Consider the following 16,192-nt stretch of genomic DNA (forward strand, 5'->3'; position numbering starts at 1 on the left):
CTTTGTCACTCATTCTCTCAAGCGACAACTATATTAGTATATCACAGCCATCTGTCTCTGTCAACAGATTTTTAAAACTTTTTTCAAGTTTTTTTAACCGCAATACACCATAGTCCGTACGGGATTCGAACCCGTGTTACCGCCGTGAAAAGGCGGTGTCTTAACCCCTTGACCAACGGACCTTGAGTTTTTCAACTCTTTCTATTATACCGACTTTTTTACCTTTGTCAAGGACTTTTTTCATCTTTACCGAAATTCTGAAAAGATAGGGGAAAGTTCTCTTAGTAGAGCTTTACGTCCTCTAAAGACTTCTCCTCCCATGAGACGGTCTATTAACTCTTGTTTTTCCATACTCTGCTTTGATTTGTAATTCTTTAGAAGTTCGTGAAAGAGATAATAATCGTCCAGCCTGAGTCCTTTTTCTCCTAGACGATGGCTAATCTCACTCACCTCTTCATAGGGTTCTTTGTCGAAACGGCGCTTGTGACTTTCCTGTTTACGGATGTAATCTAGGATACGATTTCTAAACTTTGTTTTAAAACAGACATATAGTTGATGACGCTCGCCCTCTAGTAACTCTGGGTTGAGATTCACCAGCTCATACAGACATAACATGCCTTCTTGGTCCCAGTCCTCTTTCTCCCACAGATGCAAATGATAATCTTTGCGACACTTATGGACGATTCCCTTGCTTTCTTCATATAAGTCTTTTAGATTCATAGACCTCTCCTTTCTGCATTTAGTTTAGCAAAATGCGCGAGCTCCTGGGTCTACTTCCTCTATTTTATACTTCTTCCTCCCTCAACAGCACATAAAAAGAGAGGCAAAGCCTCTCTGGGGTTATAATTCTGCAATTTGGTTGAGATTCACTTCTGCAATCGTATCATTACCAAACATAGAGATAATCATCTTCACTTTGTTGTTATCAATTTCAGTAATTTTACCTGTGTAGTCTGCAAAAGCACCATCAATGATGCGGACTGTCTGGCCAACTTCAACGTCAATATCAAACTCTTGAACAGTTTGTCCCATTGAAACCAGAATATCACGGATTTCTTGTTCCAATAGTGGAGTTGGTTTTGATCTGTTACCGTGTGAGCCGACGAATCCTGTTACGTTAGGTGTGTTTCGAACGACGAACCATGCTTCATCGGTCATGACCATTTCTACAAGGACATAACCTGGAAAGCGATTCTCTTCAACTTCCTTTTTCTTTCCATTTTTCTCAACTTGCACGGTTTGTGTTGGAATCTCAACGCGAAGAATATTATCCAACATGTTATATGTTTGCGCACGTTGCAATAGATTTTCTTTTACCTTATTTTCATAGCCAGAATAAGTTTGTAGGACAAACCATCCCTTGTCAAAACTATCCATGATATTTCCTTTCATACATATATAGAAGAAATCTAGCAGAAGTTTTCCACTTTTCTTCTAAAAAATGTTAATAAATCGAATCAAACCTGAAACAATCAACTGGTCAAAAATGTAAATGATGACCACAAAGAAGGCTGTATATTCCATAATAGAGCGAAAATCTCTCCAGCTTTCTTTGCGAGTTGGCCAAGTTGTTTCTTTAAGAAGTTTAAAAATATCCTTAATAAAACCCATCGTTCTCTCCTATCTCGTTTCTCTATGTGTCGTATATTTTCCACAATGTTTACAAAATTTATTTACTTCTAGTCGTGTTGGCTTGGGGTTCCCACTAATTTTGATTGAGTAATTTCTTGAACCGCAAACTGCACATGCTAGGCTTGCTTTTTTTAGTGCCATAACGCCTCCATCTTATCTATTATAACAAGAAACCTAGGCTTTGACAAGCCTATTAGCGAAATAGATTGAGGATTGAGTCCCATATTGTCTGGGCTTTTTCTTTTATCTTGGCTTCTGAAATTGCCCGGCCTGCTTCATCTACAAGATTTTGGGCACGACTACGAATATCTCCTAGCGGATCTTCCGTCTGATTTGTTTCATTTTCAACGACTCGCTGCTTAGTATTTTCTGGTTCAATACCATTTTGCTTATAGGCATTCTCAACCGTAAAGGTGCTGCCAGGAGTGTAAGGCAAGATGGTGTTGGCCATGCTTCTAAAGACATGGGCAGCGCCATTAGAGGTCGAACCTGCTAGATAATGGTTCTCATCTGTTGTTGGGAAGCCGAGCCAGTGGCTAATTACCACATCTGGAGTATAACCAATCACCCACTGGTCACTGGTATATTCCGGATTGAAAACAGCCTCAGTAGTACCTGTCTTCCCTGCCATGACATAATCTGCTGGCGATGAACTAATCCCTGTCCCATTAGTAAATGTTCCTAGCATCATACTAGTCATTTTATCGGCTACCGACTTATCAATCACTCGTTTTTGAGAGTTCTTATGACTCTTAATGACTTGTCCACTGGCATTTTCGATACGAGTGATAAAATGCGCCTCGGGCATCAGACCTTCGTTAGCAAAGGCTGCATAGGCTTGTGCCATTTGGAGAGGATTTGTCTCTACTCCTCCACCTAGGGCAACTCCGAGAACGCGGTCAACTTTCTCCATATTCAGACCAAATCTCGTTCCAGCTTCAAAAGCCTTATTGATCCCCAAATCATTTACAGTCGCAACCGCTGGTAGGTTGAGTGATTCTGCCAAGGCTTGATACATAGGTACTTCAGGAGAAGTCTTAATGCCCGCATAGTTGTCTACTTGATAACTGTCATACTGCATGGTGTGGTTGTCCAGTTGCTTGTTCAGAGCCCATCCAGCTTCCACGGCTGGAGTGTAAACGACCAAAGGCTTAATCGTCGAGCCTGGGCTGCGTTTAGACTGAGTTGCATAGTTAAAATTACGGAAGCCTGATTTGTCATCACCAGCTACGCGACCAACAACTCCACGCACTCCACCCGTTTTAGGCTCTAGAGCAACACTACCTGATTCAGCATGCGTTCCGTCTTCTGCCGTTGGAAATAGCGCAGTGTTTTCGTAAATAACCTGCATGTTTGCTTGATAGTTTTGGTCAAGTTCTGTATAGATTCGATAACCGTTGTTGACAATCTCTTCTTCTGTTAGATTGTACTTAGAGACTGCCTCGTTGACAACCGCGTCAAAATAGGATGGATAACGATAATCAGAAATCTTACCTTCATACTTATCTTGGAGTTGAGAAGCCATATCTACTCCAGCTGCTTCCGTTTCTTGATTTTTATCAATATAGCCTGCCGCAACCATATTTTGTAATACAGTATCCCTGCGGTTAGTTGAATCTTCAATGGAATTCAAAGGATTATACAACTCTGGCCCCTTGAGCATCCCAGCTAGAGTTGCCGCTTGATCAAGGCTTAATTCTACAGCCGATACACCGAAATATTTCTTACTCGCATCCTCTACACCCCAGACGCCATTCCCAAAGTAAGCGTTATTGAGGTACATAGTAAGGATTTGCTCCTTACTGTATTTTTTTGTCAATTCTAAAGCTAGGAAAAACTCCTTGGCCTTCCGTTCAACGGTTTGGTCCTGAGACAGATAGGCGTTTTTCGCCAACTGTTGGGTGATGGTAGAACCGCCTCCAGAACGACCTGCTGTGACAATAGCTAGGAAGAAGCGACCATAGTTAATCCCGTCATTTTTATAGAAGGAACGGTCCTCTGTCGCGACGACGGCATTCTGCAAGTCTTTACTAATATCTGTCAGCTCAACATAAGTTCCCTTTTGACCGGATAGGGCGCCTGCCTCTTTTTCTTCGCGGTCAAAAATCAGAGTTCTTGTTTTCAAGGCATTCTGCAAGTCATTGACATTAGTGGACTTGGCTATGGCAAACAGATAGGTGCCCACCAACAATCCTGTACTCAATCCGATGATAAGAACAATTTTTGTTAAATGATAGCGACGCCAAAATTTCCGAATCGGACCTACATGGCCTAATTTTTTTCTATCGCTCCGTGAACGACGCATACTAGTAGAATCAGACTCTGCTGATTCACTCGTTTCTTTTTTAAAAAGAGAAAGGAACTTCTCAAATAATTTATCTAATTTCATGCGTTTATTTTATCATCTTCACCATAGGAACTCAAGAATTTAGCTATTCCCTATCCAAATAGACCTTTTTTTGTTACAATATCTGTATGCAATTCACATTTACATTACCATCATCCCTGCCTCAAATGACGGTCAAGCAATTCCTAGAGGAACAACTCCTCATTCCTAGAAAGATCCGCCATTTTCTAAGAATCAAGAAGAGCATCTTGATCAATCAAAAACAAGTTCACTGGAACGAGATGGTCAAGCCAGGGGATATTTGCCAATTGACTTTTGACGAGGAGGACTATCCCACAAAGGAAATTCTTTGGGGCAAGCCAGACCTCGTTCAAGAGATTTACCAAGACCAACATCTCATTGTTGTCAACAAACCCGAAGGCATGAAAACTCACGGCAATCAACCAGATGAAATCGCCCTTCTCAACCACGTCTCTGCCTACGTTGGTCAAACTTGCTATGTTGTTCATCGTCTGGATATGGAAACAAGCGGTTTAGTGCTTTTCGCTAAAAATCCTTTTATCCTTCCCATTCTCAATCGTTTGTTGGAGAAAAAGGAAATCGCTCGTGAGTACTGGGCACTCGTAGAGGGGCAAGTAGGGAGTAAAGAACTTATCTTCCGAGATAAAATTGGTCGTGATCGACACGATCGCAGAAAACGAGTGGTAGATTCCAAAAATGGGCAATATGCTGAAACACAGTTAAGTCGATTAAAACAATTTCCTAATAAGACTTCTCTTGTTCGTTGCAAGCTAAAGACAGGTCGAACCCATCAAATCCGTGTTCACCTCTCTCACCATAAACACCCTATCCTAGGCGACCCTCTCTATAATAGTCAATCAAAGACAAGCCGGCTCATGCTCCATGCCTTCCGACTATCCCTTACCCATCCACTCACCTTAGAAAAGTTGAGCTTCACTTCCCTTTCTGATACATTTGAGAGAGAATTAAAAAAGAATGGATGACCGCTAAATCATCCATTTTGTTTTATCTAAAAATAGAAAAAGCAAGACCTATTAGTCTTGCTTTTATCGACTCATGAATTATTTAGCGATTTTTGCAAAGTATTCAAGAGTACGTACAAGTTGTGCAGTGTATGACATTTCGTTGTCGTACCATGATACAACTTTAACCAATTGTTTGCCGTCAACATCAAGAACTTTAGTTTGAGTTGCGTCGAACAATGAACCGTAAGCCATACCTACGATATCTGAAGATACGATTGGATCTTCAGTGTATCCGTATGATTCGTTAGCTGCTGCTTTCATAGCTGCGTTTACTTCATCAACAGTAACGTTCTTTTCAAGAACTGCTACCAATTCAGTAACTGATCCAGTTGGAGTTGGAACGCGTTGTGCAGATCCGTCCAATTTACCGTTCAATTCTGGGATTACAAGACCGATAGCTTTAGCAGCACCAGTTGAGTTAGGAACGATGTTTGCAGCACCAGCACGAGCACGGCGAAGGTCACCACCACGGTGTGGTCCGTCAAGGATCATTTGGTCACCAGTGTAAGCGTGGATAGTAGTCATCAATCCTTCAACAACACCGAAGTTGTCTTGAAGAGCTTTAGCCATTGGAGCCAAGCAGTTTGTAGTACATGAAGCACCTGAGATAACTGTTTCAGTACCGTCAAGAACGTCGTGGTTAGTGTTAAATACAACTGTTTTAACGTCGTTTCCACCAGGAGCAGTGATAACAACTTTCTTAGCTCCACCTTTAAGGTGTTTTTCAGCTGCATCTTTCTTAGCAAAGAAACCAGTTGCTTCAAGAACGATTTCTACACCGTCAGTAGCCCAGTCGATTTGTTCTGGATCACGTTCAGCAGAAACTTTAACGAATTTACCGTTAACTTCGAATCCACCTTCTTTAACTTCTACAGTACCGTCGAAACGACCTTGAGTTGTGTCGTATTTCAACAAGTGAGCAAGCATAACTGGATCTGTAAGGTCGTTGATGCGAGTAACTTCAACACCTTCTACGTTTTGGATACGGCGGAAAGCAAGACGACCGATACGGCCGAAACCGTTAATACCAACTTTAACTACCATTAGTGATTTCCTCCTTATGAAAATCATGAAATTTTTATTGTGAAAAGAGTAACTTGAATCACTACAAATCACCTTTCAACGAACCTATTATATAACTATTTGAGCTTAATTGCAAGTGCTGACCTTGATTTTCTATGTCAGTTTCTTTTTAATAGGATGCCTCTGTAATTTCTTTCTCTACTCATAGCGTAAGGATTCCACTGGATCCATTTTGCTAATCTTACGTGCTGGGAAGAAGGCAGAAATATAGCCAAGAAACAAAGCAAAAATGAAGGTCCCTAAAATAGAGAGAAGATTTAATTCAAAAACTTTAGAGATTGATGGATAGAAATGGTGAACAATAACATTCGCTAGACTGCCTATCCCTTGAGCAATGATGAAAGCTATAAACAAGGCAATTCCTACAATCCAAAGAGCTTCGTAGATAAAGATTCCTTTCACATCTCTATTTTGATAGCCAACAGCCTTCATGACACCGATTTCCTTAGAACGTTGCATAATATTGATATAAATGATGATGCCTATCATAACTGCTGCCACCACAATCGCTTGTGAAGAAAGCACAATCAGTAGTCCTTGGATGACACGAATAAAGGTAATCACAATATCAAGAACAGCCTGTTGAGAGAGAACTGTATACTTCTTATTTTTCTGCAATTCTTCTGTTACTGTTTTCGTACGAGATGGGTCTTTAAGCTCCAAAATAAAATAGGATACGGCCTTTGTGAATTCAGCTTCTTTTAAAATCGTTTCCATCTGCTTGGGAGCCATAAAACTATTACTATCTTCTGTATCATCTTCGTCATTGATGACACGCACAATATGAGTCTGAAAACCTGCCAACTTGCTACCTTCAGCAGCATTTTCTACAATGCTTGCCGAGACTGGTTTGCCAATCACATCACTAGCTGTCAGATTGTTCCCGGTTTGTTCATTCCAATTTTTGAGCAAACTCATCGGAATCGTCAATCCCTCCTCGTTAACATCCGTATAAAGAGAGCCTGCTAGCACTTTTTCTTTTTCATTGCTACTAACAGAAATACTTGTATCTTCATATAAACTCACAACCTGAGCATAAGAAGGCAGGGCTTGGCTAAAATCCACTTCGTGTCCGTCTATGCTGATCTTTGACATGGTCATACCAAAAGGACTCTCTAGATATTTAATATTTTCTTTCCCAATCGTATCTGTGATGTAGTTCTTATCATCTTGGTTTAGAAAACCTCTGCCAGCAACACTGGAATTCAGTGCAATCTGAACTTGGGAAGGAAGCTTGCCACCGTTGGTATTTTCATCAATCATTGAAATCAAGGCATTTCCTAGACCAAAAGAAATCAACACGCCTACAAAACCAATCGAGGTTGCTACTGCAATCAACAAGTTACGCCACTTTCTTTCTAAAAAGTTACTTAAAGAAAGTTTGAATTTGTTTTTAAAGGACAATCCTTTATTTTTTGACTTCTTCAACGACTTCACCATCCTTCATTTTGATAATCACATCTGCGTATTCAGTAACCTCTGGGTTATGAGTAACAATCAGTACTGTTTTCCCAGCTTGGGCCAAACTTTTGAACACTTCCAAAACCATCTCCTGAGATTGAGAATCGAGTGATCCAGTCGGCTCATCAGCTACAATCATATCTGGTTGGTTTACCAGAGCACGTGCAATGGCTACACGTTGCTTTTGCCCACCAGAAAGCTGTTTTACATTCTTAGCCATAAAAGGCTCCATCCCTAGACTATGAAGTTGCTCCTGAGCGATCCTTGTCATTTCTTTATCCGATAAATCTTTGACATAGAGAGGCAACTTGACATTATCCAGAACCGATTGATGGGGGATGAGATTGAAGTTTTGAAAGACAAACCCAATGTTGTCTTTGCGAAATTGAGTCAATTCAATCTCCGATAGTTCTCTGAGAGACTCCCCTTTAAAATCTAAAACTCCCTCGTACTCCCTATCAAGACCACTGATGATATTCAGTAGACTGGTTTTGCCACAGCCTGACGGACCATAAATCGCTGTAATTTTTCCTTCAGAAATCTGCAGGTTAATATTTCTTAGAGCCTGTTCTTTATGTTTGCCGTCCAAAGCGTAAAATTTTGAAATATTTTTCATGGATAAAATGGACATTATAATCTCCTTTAATCACTTGTGTTATCGTGTACCGATACAAACTAAAATAAACAATACCAATATAAATTATATTTAAGAAAATCTGAGTCAAAAAACCGAATATTCTTATTTGGTTAACCAAAAGACAGACTAGGATTGGTAGAAAACGAATAATATACATTGTCACCCTCATCTTTAAAGGGAGCGAAAAAGCTTCTAGCTCTTTCGCATCTCGAAAATGATATTCTCGAAATAGTAATACCTCTATCATTTGTATTCCTTGGCATAAAAAGTATGCTAGAAAGACTCCGAAAAGAAATAGGAAAATATCTATAAAACCGTACCCCAGATAATTTAAAAAGAAATATAGTGAGGTCGCAGGAACTAAGATACTAATAACATTTAAAGACCAAATTCTTTTTTTATAAATTTATTAAGATTGATTCCCACAGCCTTCAGATAAGGGAAATCCTTATTTAAAGTAAGAAAATAAAAATTTATCCCTTTATTGCTAAAAAATACTGTCCCTGAGAATAAAGCTGTATTCAATATCATCACTTTATTCGTGGTATCAATTCCTAAAAAATCTGGTAAAACCAACCACATGAACATAAACATAAAAGTTGAAAACACAGGTATAGTAATCGCTTTAAACATTGTCAAGCCATCAACAACAGATAATAAATAGGACATACTGAACGATTTTTTAAATCTTGGTCTAACATACCTGATTTTCGGTATAAAAAATATATTATTAAGTAAAAAAACAAGTAGGCACGCAAATATTCCTAAAGAAATATTATAGAAAAAAATAATTACTAAGATGGGCAAAACTAGAATTAAATTCTTAAAGAATACTATTTTCCAAAATTCTCTCCCTGTTATATTGAAAAATATCCTCATTGTACTTTCTGTTTTAGTTTTTAAAACATAAATATTTTCATAAAGTATTCCTAATAACAGAATTGCAGGAACCAATATTGTTGCTAATTCAAAGTATGATAAGATTCCCCAAATTTGATTTTCTTTTAATATATTATAAATTTCTGATTTAGCAATCAAAAAAATAAAAACCAAGGCAATAGAAGATAAAAAATATTTGTAAGTCAATTGAATTAGCGATAATTCCTTGACATTATTCGAATCGTTCCAGTATCCTTGCCGTGATAGGAACAACAGAGTAATAGAATAATAAAACTTTTCCATACAATTTCCCTCTACAAAGAAATAATCTGATCAACTGTCGGTAAAATTTCCTGTCTCTCGTGGCTTACAATAATAAAGTGTTTACCTAGATTTATCTTTTGCTCAATCAAATGAATAAGATTTTCAACCGAAATTTGATCTAATCCCGATAAAGGCTCGTCCATAACATACAAATCAGAATCCAATAAAAATGCTGCTATAAGCATTACTTTTTTCTTTTCTCCTAATGACAATGATTGAATTGTTTGCGTCATCAATTTCTCATTCAAATAAAATTGTTCTCGTAATTCTCTTAACCGTTTTTCAAACAAATTTGTTTCAATAAAAAATTGTTTCTGTAAAAATTCGAATAATAAATTAGGAGATAAACCGATGAAATAGTTGTCCGAAGAATCTGGAACATAGCTAACCTTTTCGTCAGAAATCACTGAGCCAGAATATGGTTGAACAATTCCTAGTAATACTTTTAATAATGTTGACTTCCCCGCACCATTTTTCCCAGTAATCAGTGTGAGACCTGAATTTGAAGTATCAAAAGAAATATTATCAAAAAGTATACGACTGTTTACCCGATACGAAATGTTTTCTACTTTCATTTTTTCTCCTTTTATATTATAATTAAAATAGTTGATAGTTATGTCTATAATCTTTTTGAGAATGCCCATTTTCAAACCGAGACATAACTATCAATTATTTTTTTATTCAATTATAATCATTCTAGTAATTTCTAATAGAAATTATTTATCATCTGTTATTAACTAAACCATTGTTTTACCCAGCCCCAAATTGCTCTTAAAATCCAGTCAATAATAATCCATTTAATAATTCTCCATACGAAACGCCACATAACAATTCCTCCTATTTACTAAACCACTGTGCAACCCAAGCCCACATAGCTGTCCACATTAAATTAATTAAAATCCATTTTACAATTTTCCATACCCAACGCCACATAACAATTCCTCCTATTTACTAAACCATTGTTTTACCCAGCCCCAGAGAGCTTCCCATAGTAAATTAATTAAAATCCATCTTACAATTCTCCATACCCAACGCCACATATATTTTTCTCCTTTTCTTTGATTCTTATTTTAATCTTCTAAAAAAATTAAAATTCCTAAATGTCCTGTTATTCTCTAACGTCATATCCAGTCCTACACTTACTTCTTGAACGAGAATAAGTGCATTTTTTTTAATGCCTACTAAAGGATAAATTTTTAACTTTTGGGGTTTTATTGTAATCAGATCCATTAAATAGCCATTAACTCTTATTTCTACTTGAATAAGATTTGATAATGTTTGTCGAATGAGCAGTACATCTCCTACTTCTGACATGCCAGTCAATAAAACATTGTTTATTCTTTCAAATTCTAGCATATCATTCCTCTAAACTCAAGTCCACCACCCACCCGTGATAAATAGAAAAATCAGTATTTTAATCATAGTAAATTCCTTTCTCTTTATTATGAATCCATTTTAACAAAAAAGCGACATTCCTCCAATGACAGAAATGTCACTCCTATAAAGCATTTAAAGATATCTTTCTAGGTCCTCAGCCCATTCATTGTCTAAACTAATGAGTAACTGCTCATTGCCAAACATTCTCGCCATCATTTTTGCTTCTTCATACTTTTGTTTGGCTGTTTCATAATCCATCTGAATATAATATTTCCACTCAAGCATCAAGACAATTGGTTGTTTTTGAAAATCTCGTGTTTTCTGTCCTATTTTATTTAAGGTCTCAACTGCTCTCTTAAAATAATGAAACAGCCCCATAATTTCTATACAAGCTAAAGAAGCTAACAAGGAATCTCTAAGCAAGTCCAAACAATCGAACTCTATCTTATCAACCTGAGAAATTAGTTTGTCATGAAAACAAAGAATGGTTTCATGCTCAGATTCTTTTATCTCGCCCACATTTAAACCATCCATTAACTGACAGTTGAAATACAGTCTCAATTTCAAAAAGTCCTCGGCTTTATATACATCTCTGGACAGTAAGTCTTGAAGACCGCCCTCAATCACACTACTTCCGTATAAGGAATTACTAGTCGCCCTCACCTCATCTATAGCTTGAAGACAATCCACTATCACTTTCTCATCACGTGGCAAATCATCATAAAAACATTCAAAAATCTCATCAAAATATTCTTCCTTTCGTTCCTGCAACTCTTTGTCTCCATAGTCAGGATGATGAAGAAGAAAGTATTTTAATTCTTGGTAACGCTTGGGTAATTCCTTATAGTCTGGCATCAAGACATAGGATGGAATGCCTAGCCTATCTGCAATGTATTCTAGTGTTTTTATCGTAGGACGAAATTCTCCTTTCTCGATGCGGACCAACTGACGAACGGACAACTCTGACTCATCCCCACAAAAAACTGGACGACTAAGACCTTTCTCCTCTCTAAGGATTCGTACCTTCTCTCCTAATTCATTCACTTGTCCCATGTCTTCCTCACAATGCCATAAAAATGTTTGATGTTCAAATAAATATATACGCTTATTATACCATTTTTCAAAAAAATGTACAAAAAAGAGACAGGATTTCTCCTGTCTCTAGGCTGATAAACGATTATTTACGACGTCCTGGACGTTCTGCATAACCATAGTAAGCATCTGCCATGATTTCTTCCATGTCAGCTACCATTGGCAAGCGAGGGTTAGCAGGTGAACATTGGTCTTCATAAGCAAGCAAGGCAATTTCATGCAAGCTGTCTTTCCAAGCTTTTTCATCAATTCCTTGATCCTTGAAGTTCATCTTGATACCTACTGCAACACCAAGTTCGTAAACAGCTTTAGCGTATGCTTCAACTGCTTCTTCTGGAGTTGAGTGAGGCAAGCCAAGCATTTTCGCGATGTCTTGGAATTTCTCATCAGCTTTCCAGTAGTTGTATTTAGGCCATGTAGTCGTCTTAGATGGACGAGTTCCGTTGTAACGGATAACATATGGAAGTAAGATTGCGTTTGTACGTCCGTGAACAGTATGGTGAACACCACCAATCTTGTGGGCCATTGAGTGGCTCATACCAAGAAAGGCATTGGCGAAGGCCATACCAGCCATTGTAGAAGCATTATGCATTTTCTCACGTGCTTCTGGGTCAGCTGTCTTAACAGATTTTTCCAACCATTCAAAGACAAGTTTGATTGTTTGAAGCGCAATACCGTCTGTGTAGTCGTTGGCAAAGTTTGAAGTGTAGGCTTCAGTAGCGTGAGTCAAGACGTCCATACCAGTGTCAGCTGCGATGAAGTCTGGAACTGATTCAACCAAAGCAGGGTCAACAATCGCAATCGTTGGTGTCAATGAGTAGTCAGCCAATGGGTATTTGCGGTTGTTTTTCTTATCAGAGATAACGGCAAATGGTGTTACTTCTGAACCTGTACCTGAAGTTGTTGGGATACCGATGTACTTCGCTTTCTTACCAAGTGATGGGAAGCGGAAGGCACGTTTACGGATATCCATGAATTTTTGAACCAAGTCACGGAAGTCGATTTCTGGTTGTTCGTAGAAGAGCCACATCACTTTCGCTGCGTCCATTGGAGAACCACCACCAAGAGCGATAATTGTATCTGGTTCAAATGCTTTCATCACTTCAGCACCACGTTCTACAGTTGTGATGTCTGGATCTGGTTCAACATCTGAGAAGACTTGAATAGTTACACGGTTGCTACGTGCGTTCAATTGATCAATAACACGTTGAACAAAGCCAAGTTTTTCGATAGATTTGTCTGTAACAATCAGAACGCGCTCAATATCTTCACATGTTTGAAGGTATTGGATAGAATTGCGTTCGAAGTAAATTTTTGAAGGAACTTTAAACCATTGCATATTATTTCTACGTTTCCCTACTTTCTTGATGTTTAGAAGGTTAATAGCGCTCACGTTATCACCAACTGAGTTGCGTCCGTATGAACCACATCCAAGTGTCAATGATGGGATAAAGGCATTGTAAACGTCACCGATACCACCGAAAGTAGATGGAGAGTTCCAGATAATACGCATAGCTTTGATTTCTGTACCAAAGCGTTTAGCAAGCTCTTCGTCTTTTGTATGGATAGCTGCTGAGTGACCAAGTCCGTTAAACTCAACCATTTGACGAGCTTTTGTAAGACCATCTTCTGTGTCTTCAGCTTTTAGGACAGCAATAACTGGTGACAATTTCTCACGAGTCAATGGTTCTTTTGGTCCTACTTCTGCACATTCTGCAGCCAAGATATTTGTTCCTTCTGGAACGCTGAATCCTGCTTGTTCTGCAATCCATGTAGCTGGTTTACCAACGATGTTGGCATTTAGTTTAGCACCAGCACAGTTTTTGCTGTTTGCTTTAACGCCGAAACAGAATTCTTCAAGAAGGGCTTTTTCTTTTTTGTTTACAAAATAAGTGTGGTATGATTTGAATTCTGCTACAAATTCGTCATATACTTCTTTATCAATGATAACCGCTTGCTCTGATGCACAGACCATACCATTATCAAAGGATTTAGACATCACAATGTCATGGGCAGCTTGACGAAGGTCAGCTGATTTCTCGATATAGGCAGGAACGTTTCCGGCACCTACCCCAAGAGCTGGTTTCCCACATGAGTAAGCAGCCTTAACCATGGCATTCCCACCAGTTGCAAGAATAGTCGCAATACCTTCGTGGTTCATAAGCGCTCCAGTTGCTTCCATAGATGGCTCTGTAATCCATTGAACACAGTTTTCAGGAGCTCCAGCTGCGATTGCCGCATCACGAACGATTTGTGCTGCGTGAGCAGAAGATTCTTGAGCTGATGGGTGGAAGGCAAACACGATTGGATTACGTGTTTTCAAAGCAATCAATGATTTGAAAATAGCTGTTGATGTTGGGTTCGTTGTTGGAGTGACACCACACACAACACCGACAGGTTCTGCAATCTTAGTCAATCCTGTAACGGGATCTTCTTCAATAACTCCGACAGTTTTAACTCCGCGCATGTTATTCACAACATGTTCACAGGCAAAAAGGTTTTTTGTAGCCTTATCTTCAAATACACCACGACCAGTTTCTTCAACTGCATGTTGTGCAAGGATACCATGTGCATCAAGAGCTGCAACTGAAGCTTTCGCTACGATATAGTCAACTTGTTCTTGGTTCAACTTGCGCATTTCATCAAGCGCAACCAAAGCTTTTTGTACTAGTCCGTCTACATGCTTTTCAGCAGCGAGTTGTTTTTGCTCAGGTGTTACAGTTTTTTTATCAGCCATATTTTCCTCCATAGCCTTAAAGGATTTAAATCCTTTGTTAATTTTTTCACAAGTTTATTATAACTCTTTTTTCAGACTTTGTAAACAGTTTCATGTAGATTTCACAAAGAAATTTTATTCATTTGTGAATTTATTATCAATATCGCGGTGCTACGGGATTTTACTCTAATGATTGTGAAATTAGAATAAAAATATTTTTATTTCACAAACTTTTTCTACATTGAGGATTCTTCTCTAACAAGTGTTCTGGTAAGCGCTTTCTTTTTCGTCTGTAAGAATACCTCCTAATCAGGAGGTTATTGTTTTTGTTGGAAAACGCCTTGTTTAAAGCTTCCTTCATAGACAACTTCTTGCTCGGTTGTCAATTTCCCTTGACCTTCGGCCTGGCCGTTTACAAAATCGCCTTCGTATTTCCAGCCAGATTTGGACTGGAAGGTTCCTTTACCATTGAAAGCCCCATTATTGAACTCTCCTGTGTATTGGTCCCCGTTTTCAAAAGTCATAGTCCCCTGACCATTCATCTTTCCTCTTACCAAGGTTCCATCATAAACAAGCGCACCATTGTCAAGTGTCAGTACTCCTTTTTTTGGTATGTTTAGTAGAAAAACTGACACGGCACAGATAGCGATTAGCAGAACGGTTGCAATCTCTATACGCGGGCGAGTTAGATATACTCGATATTTTTCGAAGATTTCTTTAAACTTTTCCATTGTCACTCTCATTTTCTAAACGGTCTAACCAGCTTTGGCATCCACTTGTGATGCGCGCATAGGTTTCCTCAAAATCTCCTGTGTACCATGGATCTGGAACACTTTCAGATGCAAAAGCATAAATCTTGTGCTCTTGTCCCTGAGGACACATTTGACGCAAATCTGAAACGTTTGAAGCATCCATACCGATAATATAATCAAACGACTCAAAGTCTTCTCTGCCAATCTGAAGCGATGTTTTGTCTTTGTCATAAGGAATCTGATACTGCTGGAAAATCCCTTGCGTTCCCTTATGAATCGGATTGCCATGTTCCCAAGACGAAGTTGCACGACTCTCAACTTGATAATCACTCGTCATGGACTTCATCACAAACTCTGCCATAGGACTGCGACAGATATTTCCTAAGCACACAAATACTATTTTTTTCATCCCTTTTCCTCTCATATCATAGAAAAACGGGAGTGATAGAATCCCGTTTTATTCTTCGATTGCTCCACTTTCGTCGATAACTGCTCCTTCTGGTGTCACAGCTTCTTTGAGTGGCAACACTGTCTTGATAGCAGCTAATTCAAAAGTCAAATAAACACCATCTACGTCCAGTACGATTGTTCGTTTCTCAGTATCTACTTCATCCACTGTTCCGTAGAGTCCACCGATTGTGATCACTTCATAGCCTTTTTGAAGCTTGTTCAAGCTTTCCATACGCTTTTGAGCTTGTTTCTTTTGAGAACGTTGCATAAAGAACATCAAGGCAAACATACCTACAAGCATGATCACAAATGTTAAATTTGGACTAATATTTTCCATAGTATTTTCTCCTTTGTATTTTACATAGGACTACTATATCAAATTTCAGCTACTTTTAC

General features: G+C 38.6%; 17 protein-coding genes and 1 tRNA gene. 1 reads left to right on the top strand and 17 read right to left on the bottom strand.

Annotated elements, in window-relative coordinates:
* Positions 1–110: 110 nt before the first annotated feature.
* The 6 genes from SORDD24_RS10260 to pbp2a form a co-directional block, all read right to left on the bottom strand.
* Positions 111–182, bottom strand: a tRNA-Glu gene (locus SORDD24_RS10260).
* Positions 183–246: 64 nt separating this feature from the next.
* Positions 247–720: a hypothetical protein gene (locus SORDD24_RS10265; protein WP_061410123.1), complete on the bottom strand. Its 474-nt coding sequence runs from the start codon at positions 718–720 to the stop codon at positions 247–249.
* A gap of 120 nt (positions 721–840) precedes the next feature.
* Entirely contained in the window at positions 841–1,377 is a 537-nt protein-coding gene (gene nusG / locus SORDD24_RS10270; protein WP_000376732.1) for a transcription termination/antitermination protein NusG, read from the bottom strand.
* 57 nt (positions 1,378–1,434) lie between these two features.
* Positions 1,435–1,611 carry a preprotein translocase subunit SecE gene (secE, locus tag SORDD24_RS10275; RefSeq protein ID WP_000505776.1) on the bottom strand — a complete coding sequence of 59 codons (177 nt, stop codon included), beginning with the start codon at positions 1,609–1,611 and terminating at the stop codon, positions 1,435–1,437.
* 9 nt (positions 1,612–1,620) lie between these two features.
* The gene (gene rpmG, locus SORDD24_RS10280) at positions 1,621–1,773 is read right to left on the bottom strand and encodes a 50S ribosomal protein L33 (RefSeq protein ID WP_001809375.1); all 153 of its coding nucleotides are present in this window, start codon (positions 1,771–1,773) and stop codon (positions 1,621–1,623) included.
* Positions 1,774–1,825: 52 nt separating this feature from the next.
* Positions 1,826–4,021 carry a penicillin-binding protein PBP2A gene (gene pbp2a, locus SORDD24_RS10285; protein WP_061410125.1) on the bottom strand — a complete coding sequence of 732 codons (2,196 nt, stop codon included), beginning with the start codon at positions 4,019–4,021 and terminating at the stop codon, positions 1,826–1,828.
* 86 nt (positions 4,022–4,107) lie between these two features.
* Here pbp2a and SORDD24_RS10290 point away from each other — a divergent pair, with 86 nt between their 5' ends.
* The gene (locus SORDD24_RS10290) at positions 4,108–4,983 is read left to right on the top strand and encodes an RluA family pseudouridine synthase (RefSeq protein WP_081103590.1); all 876 of its coding nucleotides are present in this window, start codon (positions 4,108–4,110) and stop codon (positions 4,981–4,983) included.
* Positions 4,984–5,061: 78 nt separating this feature from the next.
* On the opposite strand, the gene gap is transcribed toward SORDD24_RS10290, so the two are convergent.
* The 11 genes from gap to yajC form a co-directional block, all read right to left on the bottom strand.
* Positions 5,062–6,069, bottom strand: a complete 1,008-nt coding sequence (gene gap, locus SORDD24_RS10295) for a type I glyceraldehyde-3-phosphate dehydrogenase (RefSeq protein WP_000260681.1) — start codon at positions 6,067–6,069, stop codon at positions 5,062–5,064.
* Positions 6,070–6,246: 177 nt separating this feature from the next.
* Entirely contained in the window at positions 6,247–7,548 is a 1,302-nt protein-coding gene (locus SORDD24_RS10300; RefSeq protein WP_196757298.1) for an ABC transporter permease, read from the bottom strand.
* Positions 7,517–8,200 carry an ABC transporter ATP-binding protein gene (locus tag SORDD24_RS10305; RefSeq protein WP_061410128.1) on the bottom strand — a complete coding sequence of 228 codons (684 nt, stop codon included), beginning with the start codon at positions 8,198–8,200 and terminating at the stop codon, positions 7,517–7,519. The genes SORDD24_RS10300 and SORDD24_RS10305 overlap by 32 nt, the downstream gene beginning before the upstream one ends.
* A gap of 384 nt (positions 8,201–8,584) precedes the next feature.
* Positions 8,585–9,388 (bottom strand): hypothetical protein, encoded by an 804-nt coding sequence (locus tag SORDD24_RS10310; RefSeq protein WP_061410130.1) that lies wholly within the window; start codon positions 9,386–9,388, stop codon positions 8,585–8,587.
* Positions 9,389–9,399: 11 nt separating this feature from the next.
* Positions 9,400–9,984 carry an ABC transporter ATP-binding protein gene (locus SORDD24_RS11065; protein WP_196757299.1) on the bottom strand — a complete coding sequence of 195 codons (585 nt, stop codon included), beginning with the start codon at positions 9,982–9,984 and terminating at the stop codon, positions 9,400–9,402.
* A gap of 490 nt (positions 9,985–10,474) precedes the next feature.
* Positions 10,475–10,765 (bottom strand): hypothetical protein, encoded by a 291-nt coding sequence (locus SORDD24_RS10320; protein WP_061410132.1) that lies wholly within the window; start codon positions 10,763–10,765, stop codon positions 10,475–10,477.
* A 153-nt stretch (positions 10,766–10,918) separates the two neighbouring features.
* A complete protein-coding gene (locus SORDD24_RS10325) occupies positions 10,919–11,839 on the bottom strand; it encodes a helix-turn-helix domain-containing protein (protein ID WP_061410134.1) in 921 nt (306 codons plus the stop codon).
* A gap of 124 nt (positions 11,840–11,963) precedes the next feature.
* Positions 11,964–14,615, bottom strand: a complete 2,652-nt coding sequence (adhE, locus tag SORDD24_RS10330) for a bifunctional acetaldehyde-CoA/alcohol dehydrogenase (RefSeq protein ID WP_061410136.1) — start codon at positions 14,613–14,615, stop codon at positions 11,964–11,966.
* A gap of 296 nt (positions 14,616–14,911) precedes the next feature.
* Positions 14,912–15,325: an MORN repeat-containing protein gene (locus SORDD24_RS10335; RefSeq protein ID WP_061410138.1), complete on the bottom strand. Its 414-nt coding sequence runs from the start codon at positions 15,323–15,325 to the stop codon at positions 14,912–14,914.
* On the bottom strand, positions 15,312–15,755 hold the full coding sequence (locus SORDD24_RS10340) for a low molecular weight protein-tyrosine-phosphatase (protein ID WP_061410140.1): 444 nt from the start codon (positions 15,753–15,755) through the stop codon (positions 15,312–15,314). The genes SORDD24_RS10335 and SORDD24_RS10340 overlap by 14 nt, the downstream gene beginning before the upstream one ends.
* Before the next feature lie 48 nt (positions 15,756–15,803).
* Entirely contained in the window at positions 15,804–16,124 is a 321-nt protein-coding gene (gene yajC, locus SORDD24_RS10345) for a preprotein translocase subunit YajC (protein ID WP_025168480.1), read from the bottom strand.
* Positions 16,125–16,192: the final 68 nt, after the last annotated feature.

This window comes from Streptococcus oralis, from assembly GCF_001579175.1.
GTDB classification, from domain to species: domain Bacteria; phylum Bacillota; class Bacilli; order Lactobacillales; family Streptococcaceae; genus Streptococcus; species Streptococcus oralis_O.

Coding starts and splice junctions, on each gene's coding strand:
- SORDD24_RS10265 (WP_061410123.1), bottom strand. CDS start 720: ATGAATCTAAAAGACTTATATGAAGAAAGCAAGGGAATCGTCCATAAG.
- nusG (WP_000376732.1), bottom strand. CDS start 1,377: ATGGATAGTTTTGACAAGGGATGGTTTGTCCTACAAACTTATTCTGGC.
- secE (WP_000505776.1), bottom strand. CDS start 1,611: ATGGGTTTTATTAAGGATATTTTTAAACTTCTTAAAGAAACAACTTGG.
- rpmG (WP_001809375.1), bottom strand. CDS start 1,773: ATGGCACTAAAAAAAGCAAGCCTAGCATGTGCAGTTTGCGGTTCAAGA.
- pbp2a (WP_061410125.1), bottom strand. CDS start 4,021: ATGAAATTAGATAAATTATTTGAGAAGTTCCTTTCTCTTTTTAAAAAA.
- SORDD24_RS10290 (WP_081103590.1), top strand. CDS start 4,108: ATGCAATTCACATTTACATTACCATCATCCCTGCCTCAAATGACGGTC.
- gap (WP_000260681.1), bottom strand. CDS start 6,069: ATGGTAGTTAAAGTTGGTATTAACGGTTTCGGCCGTATCGGTCGTCTT.
- SORDD24_RS10300 (WP_196757298.1), bottom strand. CDS start 7,548: ATGGTGAAGTCGTTGAAGAAGTCAAAAAATAAAGGATTGTCCTTTAAA.
- SORDD24_RS10305 (WP_061410128.1), bottom strand. CDS start 8,200: ATGTCCATTTTATCCATGAAAAATATTTCAAAATTTTACGCTTTGGAC.
- SORDD24_RS10310 (WP_061410130.1), bottom strand. CDS start 9,388: ATGGAAAAGTTTTATTATTCTATTACTCTGTTGTTCCTATCACGGCAA.
- SORDD24_RS11065 (WP_196757299.1), bottom strand. CDS start 9,984: ATGAAAGTAGAAAACATTTCGTATCGGGTAAACAGTCGTATACTTTTT.
- SORDD24_RS10320 (WP_061410132.1), bottom strand. CDS start 10,765: ATGCTAGAATTTGAAAGAATAAACAATGTTTTATTGACTGGCATGTCA.
- SORDD24_RS10325 (WP_061410134.1), bottom strand. CDS start 11,839: ATGGGACAAGTGAATGAATTAGGAGAGAAGGTACGAATCCTTAGAGAG.
- adhE (WP_061410136.1), bottom strand. CDS start 14,615: ATGGCTGATAAAAAAACTGTAACACCTGAGCAAAAACAACTCGCTGCT.
- SORDD24_RS10335 (WP_061410138.1), bottom strand. CDS start 15,325: ATGGAAAAGTTTAAAGAAATCTTCGAAAAATATCGAGTATATCTAACT.
- SORDD24_RS10340 (WP_061410140.1), bottom strand. CDS start 15,755: ATGAAAAAAATAGTATTTGTGTGCTTAGGAAATATCTGTCGCAGTCCT.